Here is a 13684-nt window from a genome sequence, read left to right as displayed (position 1 = left end):
CAAGATGTGAGCTGATACACGCAAGACCTGGACTGCCAGGGAATTCCGTCGCATTTCGACGCTTGCCTGCAAGCTGGACCCTCCTGGCCTGGAGTCCAATGCAGGGAAACCATCTGTTACAGCCCACCCACGTCTGCCGTGCCTGATTCCAGTTCCAGCCCCGCCGCCCCACCGCCGAAGAGCTTTGGCCGCTTTGAGCTGCGCGCGTTGCTGTCCAAGAGCGCCCGCAGCCTGATCTGGGGCGTCTTCGACCCCCGCCATGGCCAGGAGCTGATGCTCTGCATGCCGCGTGACAAGCCCAACAGCGCGGCCGCGCTGGAGCATTGGCTGCGCATGGCCCAAGGTGCCGAGCGGGTGCAGCACCCCAACCTGGCACGTCCGTTCGAGATCGGCCAGATCGAGAACTGGCCTTATGTGGCCTACGACCGCGCCCTGGGCGAGACGCTGGACGAGCGCCTGGCGCGCCAGAACGCGCCCCTGCCCATCGACGCGGCCGGCTGGATTGCCCAGTTGCTCGAAGGCCTGGCCTTCGCCCATGAGGCCGGCCACGCCCACCGCGACATCCAGACCGCCAGCCTCGTCATCGACGCCGGCGACAAGGTGCGCCTCATTGGCCTGGAAGTCGCGCAGGAGGTCTTCCCGGCCACGGTGGATTTCAACGCCGTGACGCGCCGTGCGGTGCGCGAGTCGGCCGAGGAGGACGTGCTCTGTGTCGGTCTGCTGCTCAACCGCATCCTCAGCGGCAAGCCCGTGCTGGAGGAGAACGACCTGCAGCACGTCGTGCAGCAGATGCAGCCCCTCGGGCGTGAAATGGTGCGCCTGGGCTGGGAGACGCCTCACCCCATCGCCGACCCGCTGCGCGCCATCTGCAACCGGGCGACCGAGCGCCAGTTGCGCCAGCGCTACCACCTGGCGCGCAGCTTCTGGCGTGCACTGGACGGCTGGCGCACCTCGGCCGCGCACGACAGCGGCGGCCCCGTCGCATTGCTGATGGACAAGCTGCAGCGCATCGGCCACCTGCCGACGACGATGACCGGCTTGCACCGCTTCACGGGCGGTTCAGGCCTGGAGTCTCAGCATGCCAGTGCGCTGTCCGAATTCGTGCTGAAGGACATGGCCCTGAGCCTGGAGCTGGTGCGCCGCGTGAACAACGCGCTCAGGCAGAGCGGCCACCACGGCGAAACGGTGCTGAACATGCAGCGCGCCATCCAGATGCTGGGCCTGGACGGCGTGCAGCTCGCGGCCAACGCGCTCAAGCCCTGGCCGGGGCCGCTGGCGCCGATGGCTGCCGAGATGCTGCGCCAGCTGATGGCTCGCGTCACCAAGGCTGCCCTGGTCGCGCAGGCGCTGCGCCCGGCGGGCTATGACGGTGAGGTCGTGCACCTGATCACGGTCATGCAGAACCTGGGCCGCCTGCTGCTGCAATACCACTTCCCGGATGACGCCCAGCAGATCCGCCAGCTGATGGTGCCGCCCGAGCCCACCGAAGAGCAGCCCAACCCGCCCGCGATGAGCGAGCAGGCGGCGGCCTACGCCGTGCTGGGCTGCGACCTGGACGCCATGGGCGCCGCGGTGGCGCGGCACTGGGGCCTGGGTGACGAGTTGCTGCAGATGATCCGCCGCCAGCCGCTGGACGGCGCTGTGCATCCGGCGCGCAGCGATGCCGATGCCATCCGCCTGACCTGCAGCTTTGCCAACGAACTGATCGACGCCCTCGGCCTGCCCGAGGCGCGCCGCCGCCCGGCGCTGGAAGCCGCGACGCGGCGCTATGCCAAGGCGCTGGGTGTCGGCCTGCGCGAGGTCATGGAAGCCTTGAACCCGGGCGCGCACAAGCCGCCTGCGACCGCGCCGGCCGACGATGGCGCGCCGTCGTCCTCGCTGCGCGAACGTCTGTCCGCCCGCGGCGGCTCCTGAGCTGGATTCATGGCCGACGACGACCTGCCCCCCCAACTCGGTCGCTTCCGTCTGCTGCAGCGCCTGGGCGAGGGCGCGCAGGCCACGGTCTGGCTGGCCCACGACCCGTTGCTGGACCGCGAGGTCGCCGTCAAGCTGCTGAAGGCCCAATTTGCCGATTCCAGCGAGCCCGGCACCCTCGACGAGTGGCTGCACGAGGCCCGCGCCGTCAGCCGGCTGACCCACCCGAACATCGTGCCGGTCTTCGAGGCCGACGCCCAGGGTGGGCGCTCCTACCTCGTCTTCGAATACGTGTCCGGCGGCACGCTCAGCCAGCGCCTGCGCGCCGGCCCCCGCCCGACGGCGGCCGAGGCCGTCACCCTCATGCTGGGCATCCTGGACGGCCTCACCGCAGCGCACGCCGCCGGCCTCGTGCACCGCGACCTCAAGCCCAGCAACATCCTGCTCGACGCTCGCGGGCGGCCGCGCGTGATGGACTTCGGCATCGCGGCGCGGGTTTCGACCGACACCAACGCACCGTCACGCATCGTCGGTACGCCGGGCTATATCTCACCCGAGGCCGCGCGCGGTGCGCCACCGCATCCGCAGATGGACGTGTTCGCGGCGGCCATCATGCTGGCCGAGATGCTGAGCGGCCAGCGTCTCAATCACGATCCCGATCCCTGGCGCACCATCCAGCGCGTGCAGACCACCGACCTCATGCTGCCCTCGGGCCTGGACAGCAGCGTGGATGACGCCTTGCGCGCCATCGTGCAGCGCGGCCTGGCGCGCGAGCCATCGGCGCGTTGGCCGAGTGCGGCCCTGCTGCGCGACGCACTGGCCGCCTGGCTGCGCCCTGTCGCCGAGCCCGACGCCGAGGCCCAGGACGCGCCGGTGCTGGACTTTCTGCTACGCCGCATGCGCCACAAGAGCGACTTCCCGGCGCTGTCCGACGCCATTCAACGCATCCAGCGCCTGACGCAGTCCGAGAACGAAAGCCTGGCCAGCCTGTCCAACGAGATCCTGAAGGACGTGGCGCTGACGCAGAAGCTGCTGCGCCTGGTCAACACGGCCCAATACCGGCACGCCGGTGGTGGTGGCATCAGCACGGTGTCGCGCGCGGTGGCCCTGATCGGCTTTGCCGGCATCCGCAACCTGGCGCTGAGCCTGGTGCTGCTGGAGCGCATGGAGAACAAGGGCCACGCCAAGCGGCTGCGCGAGGACTATCTGCGCTCGCTGATGGCGGCGTCGCTGGCGCGCGAACTCTGCCCCAACCCGCGTGAGGCCGAGGAGGCCTTTCTCGGCGCGATGTTCCATCACCTCGGCCGCTCGCTGACCGAGTTCTATTTTCCCGAAGAGGCCGACGCCGTGCGCCGCCTCGTCAGCCCGACTGAGGACGGCCAGCCCGCCATCAGCGAGGCCGCCGCGTCGGCTCAGGTGCTGGGCATGAGCTACGAGGCCCTGGGCCTGGGTGTGGCCCGGCAATGGGGCCTGCCCGACAGCCTGCAGCGCGCTATGCGCCGCCCGGTGGGCGAGGCGCCGCAGCGCCTGCTGGAAGACGGTACCGAGCGCCAGCGCTGGCTGGCCCGCGCCAGCAACGACATGGCCGACCTGATCCTGAACACGCCGCCCGAGCAGGCGCACGCCAAGCTGCGTGCCATGGCCCAGCGCCATTCGCGCGCCCTGGGGCTCAGCGCAGAAACCTTCGAGAAGGCCGCGGACACGGCGCGCCAGCACCTCGCGCAGATGACCGAGGCGCTGGAGCTGCACCTGCCCAAGGACTCGCGTGCGCAGCGCTTGCTCGCGCCGTTGACGCCCTCGGCGCACGACTCGCTGACAGCGCACGAACTCGCGCCCACCCAGGTGCTGGAGCGCACCCAGGACCAGCGCGCGGTTTCGCCCGCCGATCAGGCCACGCAGTTGTTGGCCGCCGGCGTGCAGGACATCACCGACGCGATGGTCGAGCAGTTCCAGCTCAATGCCGTGCTGCGCATGATCCTGGAGACCATCTATCGCGCGCTGGGCTTTCGACGTGTCCTGTTCTGCCTGCGCGATGCGCGCGGCCAGGCCCTCACCGGGCGGCTCGGCGTGGGCGCCGATGTGGAGCGCCTTGCGCCGCTGCTGCGCATCGACCTGACGGCCCAGCCGCTGGACCTGTTCGCCGCCGTCTGCCTGAAGGGCGCCGACACGCTGATCCAGGATGCGCGTGCCGCCAACATCGCCCCGCGGCTGCCGAGCTGGTTCCGTGGCGAATTGCAGGCGCAGAGCTTCCTGCTGCTGCCGCTCATGCTGAAGGGTTCGCCCCTGGGGCTGATCTACGCCGACCACGCTCTGGCCGGCGCCGTGCAACTGGGCGAGAAGGAACTCTCCTTGCTGCGCACCCTGCGCAACCAGGCCGTGATGGCCTTCCGCCAAGCCACTGGCTGAGGCGCGTGCGGCCCTAACGCCGCTGTAGGGCAAATCCCACACCGCTTGAGGCCCCACGCTGACCGGTGCCGCACCGGCCCTCCGACTGGGGCCGGGCCCTCCGTCGCGAATACTCGTTAGGCATCCTGAGAGAACCCGAACCGGCGGGTGGCGATGCTCGAACGCCGGGTATGTCAAACAACAGGAGTTCGTATGAATCACCATTCGATGAATGGCCGAGGGGTCGCGTTGGCGGTGCTTGCCGCTGCTGCCCTGGCCGCATGTGCCACGACGGGCGACGCCCCGAAGGAGCAGATGGCGGTGGCCAATTCCGCTGTCGACCAGGCCAGCGGCAATGCCGCCGAAGCACCCGCGGAGCTGTCCACGGCCCGCGACAAGTTGGCCCGTGCCAACGTCGCCATGGCCCGCAAGGACTATGTGGCGGCCCGCCATCTGGCCGATGAAGCCGCGGCCGATGCGGCCCTGGCCCAGGCGACCGCCCGCACCGCCCGCTCCAGCCGCGCGCTGGCAGAGGTGCGCGAAAGCATCCAGCAGTTGCGGGCGCAGCTGAACCGTTCCTGATTCATTGAAAGGATTGCCATGACTTCCCCTACTCGATTTGTTTCGACACTGACCGCCCTGGCCGCTGCAACCGCCCTGTTCGCGGGCTGTGCCAGCGCCCCCACCGTCACGCCCGCCCTGCAACAGGCACGCTCCAATGTGCGCAGCGCCGAGGCTGACCCGGCCGTGCTGAAGTACGCCTCGCTGGACGCCAAGAAGGCCGCTGATTCGCTGCGCCGAGCCGAAGAGCTGAGTGCCAAGCGCGAGTCGCCCGCTGACATCGACTCCGCGGCCTATGTCGCATCGACCCAGGCACGCACGGCGATGGCTATCGGCCGCGCTGCCACGGAAGAAGAGGCCATCAAGTCCGCCGAGGCCGACCGCGAACGCGCCCGCGCCGACGCCAATGCCAACCGCGCCAACGTTGCTCAGAACCAGGCCGCCAACGCTCAGATCGCAGCCGCCAATGCCAATGCCGACGCCAACGCCGCTCGCCAGCAGGCGGCCGCCGCTAACGTGGACGCCGCCCAGGCCCAGGCCCAGGCTGCCGCACTCGCGCAGGAGCTGGCCGATCTGCAGGCCCGCCAGACCGACCGCGGCATGCTGGTCACGCTGGGCGACGTGCTGTTCGAATTCGGTCGCGCCGAGATCAAGCCTGCCGCGCAGACGTCCATCGCCAAGCTGGCCCACTACCTGACCCAGCATCCCGACCGCCGCGTGCTGATCGAGGGCTTCACCGACAGCGTCGGCAGCGACTCGGCCAACCTGACGCTGTCGCAGCGCCGCTCGCAGGCCGTGGCCGAAGCGCTGCGCGCCCAGGGTGTCGACCCAACCCGTGTCGCGACCCGCGGCTATGGCGAGGCCTACCCGGTGGCCAGCAACTCAAGCACGTCCGACCGCGCAATGAACCGCCGCGTCGAGGTTTACATCTCTAACGATAACCAGCCGGTCCGCGCGCGTGGCTGATCGCCACATTGCGCCACATCGCTGTCATCACGCATCACAGGAGATTGAGATGACCCAGTACCACAGCTCACGATGTCGCCTGGCCACCGCCTGGCTGGCCGCCGGCCTCATGGCCATTGGCGGCATCGCCCAGGCAGCGCCCCGGGCCAAGAACGTCGACCCTCAGCGCCTGCAGTACGAGCGCGAACGGGCCAACTGCATGACCGGCCAGACCAACCAGCCGCGTGACGTCTGCCTGCGCGAGGCCGGCGCGGCCTATGCCCAGGCGCGCCAGGGCAAGCTGATCTCGCCAGGCGACCGTCCTGAGCAGTGGGCGGCGAATGCGCTCAAACGCTGCCAGGCTCAGCCCACCATGGAAGATCGCGAGATGTGCGAACGCCGCGTGCGCGAAGGCCAGGTTGTGGGCAGCGTGGAGGCCGGCGGCCAGATGACGACGCTGACCGTGCGGACCGTCGAAACCCCAAAAAATCCGGGTTGATCGCCGGGTTGATCGGAACGCAATGAAGACTGGGGGAGGGTGACGAGCCTTACCCCCGGCACTGGTTGCAACGCTTAGGGCTGCTTGGTTCCCCACCTGACCCGGTTGGGCGCGCTTCCATGCGGGGAGGCCCGTCGAGCGAGATTCTAACCGGGGAGAAATTGCCGGTTGATCGAAAGGTCCATCGCGAGGGTCAGCAGGGCCAGTGCGGTGAGATAGCCCAACAGATGCAGGCGCGCCTGGCTCATGGCCCAGTGGCCGCAGATCATGTAGCCCACGAGCGCGATGAGCTTCGCGCCCAGCCACCAGTCGCGGATGGGGTGGTAGCCGATGGAACCCCACAGGCTCAGGCCCGTGACGACGAGGCAGGCATTCACGCCGAAGACGAGCACCAGCAGGCGGGCGTCCTTGGCGAAACCCTGCAGCTGTGGGTTGCCGAACTGGACCAGCAGGCCGCGCACGAAGAACAGGCCCACGCTGCACCAGGCCAGCAGCACATGCCACTGAATCATCTGCGTGTAATACCAACTCATGGAGCCCCTCGCCCGGTCTCGCCGCGCTGAACGCGGGCGACCCCGGTCGGTCCCCCGAGGGGACGGCGATGCTTGCGGCATCGAGCCGCAAGCACATCGCCATGGCGGGCCGGCTCGGGAGCGGCCCAGCGCTCGGCCCGTGGAGCGTCACACCACATATCAGCGCAGGTGTAAGTCGTCTTCGCTGAAGCGGATGTCCAGCGGCTCGATCAGCAGTTGCTTCTCGCCCGCTTCCACCGTGCCGGCCACCCAGGCCTCAATGCCGCAGTCGCGCGCCACCTGCGCAGTGCGCTCGGCGTCCTCGGCCTTGACGAAGATGGCGAAGCCCGCGCCCATGTTCAGCGTCGAATAGGCCTCGCGGTCGTCCTGCCCGGCCTGCTTCTGGATGAAGTCCAGCACCGTCGTCTTGGGCGGCACGGTGTGGATGCGGTAGGTCAGCTGGCTCGGGTGGCGCAGCAGCTTGCGCCAGCCGTGGCCGGTGATGTTGGCGCAGTAGTGCGGCGCGATGCCGGCCTTCCACAGCGCTTCGGTGACGGGCGAATACAGGGCCGTCGGCGCCAGCAGGGCCTCGCCGTAGCTGACGCCCGGCTCGATCTCGGTCAGATAGCCCTGGGGCAGGCGCTCGGCCAGCTTGCGCGCCAGGCTCAGGCCATTGGCATGGATGCCGCTGGAGGCCAGCAGCACGATGGCATCGCCGGCGCCCAGCTTGTCGCCGACCGACAGGCGCTCCTTGGGGTTGATGAGGCCGGTGCAGGAGGCGGCCAGGTCGATGCGGCCGTCCTCGACGATGCCGGCCAGGGCCGGCGTCTCGCCGCCACCCCAGGCGACCTGGCAGGTGTCGCAGGCGGCCTTCCAGCCGGCCACCAGGGCCTGGGCGCGCTGGGCGTCGCCGAACCAGTCGCTGCCGCCGGCGGCCCAGTAGGCCTGCACGACCAGCGGCGTGGCGCCGACGGTGATCAGGTCGTTGACGGCCATGGCGATGGTGTCCTGGGCGATGCCGGCGAAGAAACTCTTGCCCGTCAGCTTGGCCATCTCGTCGGCCACCAGGGTCTTGGTGCCCAGGCATTCGACGATGGAGGCCAAATAGAAGGGCCCCACGTCGACGACATAGGCCGACTCGCCACGCGAGGCCTTGACCTCGGTGAAGCCATGGCCGGCCAGGTGGGAGGCCGTGGCGGCGGCGGCGCGCTGGGCTGTGATCTTCAGCGGGTCGATCAGGTCGTAGTTGACGCCGGCCTGATCGTAGGTGAGGGGTGCTGCGGGGGAGGTCATCCCGCAATTATCGACGGAGGGCCACTCATAGAATGACCGTCATGAGTTATCAGGTCCTGGCCCGCAAATACCGTCCGCAGAGTTTCGAGCAGCTCGTCGGGCAGGAGCACGTCGTGCAGGCCCTCGCCAATGCCTTGACGCAGGGGCGCCTGCACCACGCCTATCTGTTCACCGGCACCCGCGGCGTCGGCAAGACGACGGTGTCGCGCATCCTCGCCAAGAGCCTCAATTGCACCGGGCCGGACGGCACAGGCGGCATCACGGCCCAGCCCTGCGGCGTCTGCCATGCCTGCCGGGATATCGATTCGGGTCGCTTCGTCGACTACGTCGAGCTGGACGCGGCCTCCAACCGCGGTGTCGAAGAGATCTCGCAACTGCTCGACCAGGCCGTCTACAAGCCGGTCGTCGGGCGCTTCAAGGTCTACATGATCGACGAAGTGCACATGCTCTCGAACACTGCCTTCAACGCGATGCTGAAGACGCTGGAGGAGCCGCCCGACTACTTGAAGTTCGTGCTGGCGACGACCGATCCGCAGAAGGTGCCGGTCACCGTGCTGTCGCGCTGCCTGCAGTTCAACTTGCGGCCCATGGCGGCGGCGGACGTGCAGATGCACCTGGGCAATGTGCTGGGCGCGGAGAGCGTACCGGCCGAACCGGGCGCGCTGCGCCTGCTGTCGCGTGCGGCTCGCGGCTCGATGCGCGACGGGCTGTCGTTGACCGACCAGGCCATCGCCTTCGGCGCGGGGGCGCTGACTGAAGCCGGCGTGCGCCAGATGCTGGGCAGCGTGGATCGCGGCCATGTCGTCGCCATCGTGGATGCGCTGGCTGCGGCGAGCGGTGAGGCCGTCGTGGCCCAGGCCGATGCGCTGCGTGGCGCGGGCCTGTCGGCCGCCGGCACGCTGGAGGACCTGGCCACGCTGTTCCAGCAGATGGCTCTGGCCCAGGCCGCGCCCACCGCGCTGGACGACGCCGACAACGAGACCGCCGAGATCCGCCGCCTGGCTGCTGCCTTGCCGGTCGACGAGATCCAGCTGATGTACAGCATGGCCCTGCATGGCCGCGCCGAGCTGCATCTGGCGCCAGACGAATATGCGGGTCTGTTGATGGTGCTGCTGCGCATGCTGGCCTTCCGGCCGGCCGGCACGAGCCCCAAGCCCATCAAGGCCGCGGCCCTGGTGAGGCCGGCGGCAGTGGCCAAGGCGGTTGTCGCCGTGCCGCTGCCCAAGGTGGCGCCACCGGCGCCGGTGGCGGTGCCCAAGGTTGTCGCGCCGGTCCCGGTGGTCGCGGCGCCCGTGGTGGCCGAGCCGGCAGCCCCCAGGCTCAGCGACCGACTGCGCCCGCGCCCGGTCGAAGTCGAGGCGCAGGCCGATGACGACATGGATGGCCCGCCGCCCGACGATGCGCCGCCGCCGTGGATGGAAGCCGATGACGCGCCCGTGTCGACCGCCGCTGCCCGCGAGCCCGAGGCGCCGCGCCGCTCCGAACTGCGCGAGACACCCGAAGGCGCGCAATGGGCCGAGCGCATCGCGGCCCTCAACCTCGTCGGCATGACGGGCGAGCTGGCTCGCCAGGCTCAGGCGCTGGGCTGCGCGAGTGTCGATGGCCGCGAGGTCTGGACGCTGCGCGTCGAGCGTGAATCCCTGCGCGCGCCGGCCCTGATTGCCAAGCTCGAGTCGGCCCTCGAGGCCAGGCTCGACATCGAGGCCGGCGTGGCCGAAGACTCCATTGCCCTGCGCACGGTCGCCCGCGCCGAGGCCCAGCAGCGCGCGGCCGAGGATCTGGCTGCCCAGCATCCGATGACGCGCACACTGCTTTCCCAATTCCCGTCGGCGCGCATCCTGCCGGGCTCCGTGCAGCCGCTGACTCTCACTCCATAGACAAGGACACGATCATGATGAAAGGCCAACTCGCCGGCTTGATGAAGCAAGCCCAGGCGATGCAAGACAACCTGAAGAAGGCGCAGGACGAACTCGCCAACATCGAGGTCGAGGGCCAGAGTGGCGCCGGGCTCGTGAAGGTGCTGATGACCTGCAAGCACGAGGTTCGCCGCGTGACCATCGACCCCAGCCTGCTGGCCGATGACAAGGACATGCTGGAAGACCTCGTCGCCGCCGCCTTCAACGACGCAGCCCGCCGCGCCGAGGCGACCAGCTCCGAGAAGATGGGCAAGCTGACGCAAGGCATGCCGATGCCCCCCGGCATGAAGTTCCCGTTTTGATCTCGACTTGACCGCGCTCGAGACCCTCATCGAGGCGCTCAAGCGCCTGCCCGGCGTGGGCCAGAAGTCGGCCCAGCGCATGGCCTACCACCTGCTGCAGCATGACCGGCTGGCCATGCCGCGCCTGGCCGACGCGCTGACGGCGGCAGGCGAGCACATCAAGCATTGCGAGCGTTGCCATACCTTCAGCGAAACGCCGATCTGCAGCGTCTGCGCGGATGCCGAGCGCGACGCACGGCTGCTGTGCGTCGTCGAGACGCCGGCCGACCAGGCCGCGCTGGAGCGCACCGCGTCCTATCGCGGCTACTACTTCGTGCTGCTGGGGCGGCTGTCGCCGCTCGATGGTGTGGGCACGCGCCAGATCGGCGCGGCCGAATTGCTGGCGCGGGCGAGCGAGGAAGGTGTCGAGGAAGTCATCCTCGCCACCAGCTTCACCGCCGAGGGCGAGGCCACGGCCCATGTACTGGCCGAGGCGCTGCGCGCCCGGAGCATCAAGTCGACGCGGCTTGCGCGCGGCGTGCCGGTTGGCAGTGAGCTCGAATACGTGGACCTGGGCACCATAGCTCATGCCTTGACTGATCGACGCTGAGGAAGCCCGGATGACGATTGCCCAACTCTGCCTGCTCGTCGCCTGCCTGCTGCCCCTGGGCTGCACATTCCTGGCCAAGTCCAAGGACTTCGGCAAGCGCAGGCGTGATGGCGGTTTCGACAACAACCAGCCGCGCGAATGGCTGGCCAAGCTCGACGGCTGGCAGGCGCGGGCCAACGCGGCCCAGGCCAACAGCTGGGAGGCCCTGCCCATCTTCGTCGCCGGCCTCTTTGTCGCCCATCAGCACCAGGCCGCGCAGGGCAGCGTGGATGCGCTGGCCGTGGGATTCGTCGCTGCGCGCCTGGCCTTCATTGGCCTCTATGTGGCGGACCGCGCCTCGCTGCGCTCACTGGTGTGGGCTGCAGGCCTGGCGGCCTGCGTCGCACTGTTCCTCGTTCGCTGAAACAAGGCTCAAGGCGTGGCCGCGGCCACGACGGTGCGGCCCTTGCCGCCCTTGCCCTTGGGCTGCGCCTTGGCGGCCACCTTCACGACCTTGGCGGGCGTCGCCTTGGCCACCGGTGCCTTGGCCGGCGAATAGGCGGTGTAGACGACGACGGCCTGGCCCGGCTTGAGGCGGCCGTTGGCGGCCAGCTTGTTCCACTGCGCCACCTGCTCGCTGCGCACCTTGTAGCGGGCGGCGATGGTGGCCACGGTGTCAGCCTTGCCGGCCTTGTGTGTCACGCGGCGCAGCGGCGGCGCGTCGGGCGCGAGGTTGAGCGCGGCGGTGTCAGCCAGGCGCTCGGACACGTCGGCGACGATGTGTTCGCCGCGCGGCACCAGCAGCGTCGAACCGGCCTTCACGAGCATCTTGGGCGGAATCTTGTTGATGTCGCGCAGCAGCGCTTCGCTGGTGCCGGCACGCTTGGCGGCCTCGCCCGGGCTCATGGTCTTGGGCACGACCCAGGCCGTCCAGCTCGCGAGCGGGCCGCTGTGGCGGGCCAGGTTCTCGGCGAAGGCACTGGCCTGGTCATAAGGCAGCAGCACCTGGGGCGTGGCGGCGGCCAGGATGACCGGCTTGTTCATCTGCGGGTTGAACTGCTGGAAGGTTTCCAGCGTGATGCCGGCAAGCTGGGCGGCCAGGGCCACGTCGATGTCGCGCTCGATCTTCACGCTCAGGAAATACGGGTGGTTGGCCACCACCGGCAGCGTCAGCGCATAGCGATCGGGTGCGAAGACGATGTTCTTCACCGCCTGCAGCTTGGGCACGTAGTAGCGCGTTTCATCGGGCATCTTCAGGCTGGCGTAGTCGGTCGGCAGGCCGAGCTTTTGATTGCGCGCCACCGCCTTCTGCACATTGCCCTGGCCCCAGTTGTAGGCCGCCAGCGCCAGATGCCAGTCACCGAACTGCTTGTGCAGGCGGCCGAGGTAGTCCAGCGCGGCGCGGGTGGAGGCCAGCACGTCGCGTCGGTCGTCGCGGAAGATGTTCTGCTTGAGATCGAAGTCGCGCCCGGTGGCGGGCATGAACTGCCACATGCCGGTGGCCTTGGCGGTGGACACGGCATGCGTGACGAAGGCGCTCTCCACGAAGGGCAGCAGTGCCAGCTCGGCCGGCATGCCGCGCTTCTCGACTTCGTCCAGGATGTGGAAGAGGTAGCGGCTGCCGCGCGTCGTCATGCGCTCGACGTAGTCGGGGCGCGCGGTGTACCAGGCCTCGGCCTTGCGCACCCAGTCGTCGTCCAGGTCCTGCAGCTGGAAGCCCTTGCGCACGCGGGCCCAGAGGTCGGCGTTCACATCCGGCGCGTCGAGGTCGACCTTCTCGCCGGGGCGCAGGTTGTCCTCGAGCAGCTCGGCCGCGATGGCGCGCACCGGCGCGGGTGCCGCGAGCGTCAGCGGCGCGGGGGCAGGTTCAGCGGCAACGGGGAGTGGGGTAGGCGGGGTGTCGAGGCTGGCGGGATCGACCGGAGCGGTGGTGGCGCAGGCGGCAAGCAGGGCAGCCAACACCAGGGGAGAGAGTCGGTGAATCAGGGTCATCGGAATCCGTTCTTCCATTCGCGCAGGGTGGCGAACACATCGACCGGGCTGGGCGCGGCCGGGAGTTTGAGGGGGGCGTGGCGGCGAGCGGCCTCACGCAGAGCGGCTTCGGTACAACGCAGGAAAGGGTTGATGCGCACCTCGTTGCCGATGCGGCCGGGCAGCGTGGGCCGGCCGGCGGCGCGTTCGGCCTCGCACCAGGCGGCATAGGTCGCCAGCGCCGCGTTGGCCGGGTCCACCTCGCGCGCAAAGCGCAGGTTGGACAGGGTGTATTCATGGGCGCAACAGACCTGGGTCTCGGACGGCAGCGCGGCCAGGGATTGCAGCGAGGCATGCATCTGCGCCGGCGTGCCTTCGAAGAGGCGGCCACAGCCGGCGCTGAAGAGGGTGTCGCCGCAGAAGAGCAGGGGTTCGCTGCCAGGGACGTCAGCAGCAAAGTAGGCGATGTGACCCGCGGTGTGGCCGGGCACGTCCATGACGGCGAACTTGAGGCCGAGCAACTCGACCGCATCGCCGCCATGCAGGCGCTGTACTGGCTCAGGCAGCTCCTCGTGGACGGGGCCGTAGATGGGGCCTTGCAGGCGCGGCCGCAGTGCGTCGACGCCACCGACGTGATCGCCGTGGTGGTGGGTCAATAGAATGCCCGCCAGCGTCAGGCCCCGGGCATCCAGCGCCGCAGCCACCGGCGCGGCGTCGCCGGGGTCGACGACGAGGGCCTCGCGGCCGTTGTCCAGCAGCCAGAGGTAGTTGTCGTCGAATGCAGGAAGCGGCGTGAGCGTCAAACTGAGCGTCAATGG

13 protein-coding genes and 1 other RNA gene are annotated in these 13684 nt (G+C 69.3%); 9 read left to right on the top strand and 5 right to left on the bottom strand.

Going from position 1 to position 13684, the window contains the following annotated elements; all coding sequences use genetic code 11:
* Positions 1-138 precede the first annotated feature (138 nt).
* The 5 genes from ACXJLH_RS07735 (at position 139) to ACXJLH_RS07715 (ending at position 6304) form a co-directional block, all read left to right on the top strand.
* The gene (locus ACXJLH_RS07735; RefSeq protein ID WP_457443306.1) at positions 139-1914 is read left to right on the top strand and encodes an HDOD domain-containing protein; all 1776 of its coding nucleotides are present in this window, start codon (positions 139-141) and stop codon (positions 1912-1914) included.
* A 9-nt stretch (positions 1915-1923) separates the two neighbouring features.
* The gene (locus ACXJLH_RS07730; RefSeq protein ID WP_056198045.1) at positions 1924-4320 is read left to right on the top strand and encodes a serine/threonine protein kinase; all 2397 of its coding nucleotides are present in this window, start codon (positions 1924-1926) and stop codon (positions 4318-4320) included.
* 192 nt (positions 4321-4512) lie between these two features.
* Positions 4513-4881, top strand: a complete 369-nt coding sequence (locus ACXJLH_RS07725) for a DUF4398 domain-containing protein (protein ID WP_082532696.1) — start codon at positions 4513-4515, stop codon at positions 4879-4881.
* Positions 4882-4899: 18 nt separating this feature from the next.
* Positions 4900-5826, top strand: a complete 927-nt coding sequence (locus ACXJLH_RS07720) for an OmpA family protein (RefSeq protein WP_056198040.1) — start codon at positions 4900-4902, stop codon at positions 5824-5826.
* A 49-nt stretch (positions 5827-5875) separates the two neighbouring features.
* Entirely contained in the window at positions 5876-6304 is a 429-nt protein-coding gene (locus tag ACXJLH_RS07715) for a hypothetical protein (RefSeq protein WP_056198038.1), read from the top strand.
* 38 nt (positions 6305-6342) lie between these two features.
* Here ACXJLH_RS07715 and ffs read toward each other — a convergent pair.
* From ffs to ACXJLH_RS07700, 3 genes are all read right to left on the bottom strand, one after another.
* Positions 6343-6440, bottom strand: an RNA gene (gene ffs, locus ACXJLH_RS07710) — signal recognition particle sRNA small type.
* Positions 6441-6450: 10 nt separating this feature from the next.
* Positions 6451-6837 (bottom strand): SirB2 family protein, encoded by a 387-nt coding sequence (locus ACXJLH_RS07705; RefSeq protein ID WP_457393532.1) that lies wholly within the window; start codon positions 6835-6837, stop codon positions 6451-6453.
* A 159-nt stretch (positions 6838-6996) separates the two neighbouring features.
* On the bottom strand, positions 6997-8109 hold the full coding sequence (locus tag ACXJLH_RS07700; RefSeq protein ID WP_457349754.1) for an AIR synthase-related protein: 1113 nt from the start codon (positions 8107-8109) through the stop codon (positions 6997-6999).
* Positions 8110-8150: 41 nt separating this feature from the next.
* On the opposite strand from ACXJLH_RS07700, the gene dnaX reads away from it, so the two are divergent.
* Genes dnaX through ACXJLH_RS07680 form a run of 4 tightly spaced genes read left to right on the top strand, consistent with a single transcriptional unit; the run spans position 8151 to position 11319 of the window.
* Entirely contained in the window at positions 8151-9986 is a 1836-nt protein-coding gene (dnaX, locus tag ACXJLH_RS07695; RefSeq protein ID WP_457443304.1) for a DNA polymerase III subunit gamma/tau, read from the top strand.
* A 14-nt stretch (positions 9987-10000) separates the two neighbouring features.
* Complete coding sequence (locus tag ACXJLH_RS07690) at positions 10001-10327, top strand: YbaB/EbfC family nucleoid-associated protein (RefSeq protein WP_056198033.1); 327 nt, start codon at positions 10001-10003, stop codon at positions 10325-10327.
* A 7-nt stretch (positions 10328-10334) separates the two neighbouring features.
* Complete coding sequence (gene recR / locus ACXJLH_RS07685; RefSeq protein ID WP_457443302.1) at positions 10335-10916, top strand: recombination mediator RecR; 582 nt, start codon at positions 10335-10337, stop codon at positions 10914-10916.
* A gap of 10 nt (positions 10917-10926) precedes the next feature.
* Positions 10927-11319 carry an MAPEG family protein gene (locus ACXJLH_RS07680; protein ID WP_457443300.1) on the top strand — a complete coding sequence of 131 codons (393 nt, stop codon included), beginning with the start codon at positions 10927-10929 and terminating at the stop codon, positions 11317-11319.
* An 8-nt stretch (positions 11320-11327) separates the two neighbouring features.
* On the opposite strand, the gene ACXJLH_RS07675 is transcribed toward ACXJLH_RS07680, so the two are convergent.
* On the bottom strand, positions 11328-12887 hold the full coding sequence (locus tag ACXJLH_RS07675; RefSeq protein WP_056198026.1) for a transglycosylase SLT domain-containing protein: 1560 nt from the start codon (positions 12885-12887) through the stop codon (positions 11328-11330).
* Positions 12884-13669 carry a hydroxyacylglutathione hydrolase gene (gloB, locus tag ACXJLH_RS07670; protein ID WP_457443558.1) on the bottom strand — a complete coding sequence of 262 codons (786 nt, stop codon included), beginning with the start codon at positions 13667-13669 and terminating at the stop codon, positions 12884-12886. The genes ACXJLH_RS07675 and gloB overlap by 4 nt, the downstream gene beginning before the upstream one ends.
* Positions 13670-13684: the final 15 nt, after the last annotated feature.

The sequence above is a fragment of the Roseateles sp. P5_E4 genome, assembly GCF_054049255.1.
Note: the sequence above shows the minus strand (reverse complement) of the source record. Positions and strands in the feature narration are given on the sequence as shown.

What these genes read in the sequence shown, in the direction of transcription:
- ACXJLH_RS07730 (WP_056198045.1), top strand. Translation starts at nt 1,924, where the DNA reads ATGGCCGACGACGACCTGCCCCCCCAACTCGGTCGCTTCCGTCTGCTG.
- ACXJLH_RS07725 (WP_082532696.1), top strand. Translation starts at nt 4,513, where the DNA reads ATGAATCACCATTCGATGAATGGCCGAGGGGTCGCGTTGGCGGTGCTT.
- ACXJLH_RS07720 (WP_056198040.1), top strand. Translation starts at nt 4,900, where the DNA reads ATGACTTCCCCTACTCGATTTGTTTCGACACTGACCGCCCTGGCCGCT.
- ACXJLH_RS07715 (WP_056198038.1), top strand. Translation starts at nt 5,876, where the DNA reads ATGACCCAGTACCACAGCTCACGATGTCGCCTGGCCACCGCCTGGCTG.
- ACXJLH_RS07705 (WP_457393532.1), bottom strand. Translation starts at nt 6,837, where the DNA reads ATGAGTTGGTATTACACGCAGATGATTCAGTGGCATGTGCTGCTGGCC.
- ACXJLH_RS07700 (WP_457349754.1), bottom strand. Translation starts at nt 8,109, where the DNA reads ATGACCTCCCCCGCAGCACCCCTCACCTACGATCAGGCCGGCGTCAAC.
- dnaX (WP_457443304.1), top strand. Translation starts at nt 8,151, where the DNA reads ATGAGTTATCAGGTCCTGGCCCGCAAATACCGTCCGCAGAGTTTCGAG.
- ACXJLH_RS07690 (WP_056198033.1), top strand. Translation starts at nt 10,001, where the DNA reads ATGATGAAAGGCCAACTCGCCGGCTTGATGAAGCAAGCCCAGGCGATG.
- ACXJLH_RS07680 (WP_457443300.1), top strand. Translation starts at nt 10,927, where the DNA reads ATGACGATTGCCCAACTCTGCCTGCTCGTCGCCTGCCTGCTGCCCCTG.
- ACXJLH_RS07675 (WP_056198026.1), bottom strand. Translation starts at nt 12,887, where the DNA reads ATGACCCTGATTCACCGACTCTCTCCCCTGGTGTTGGCTGCCCTGCTT.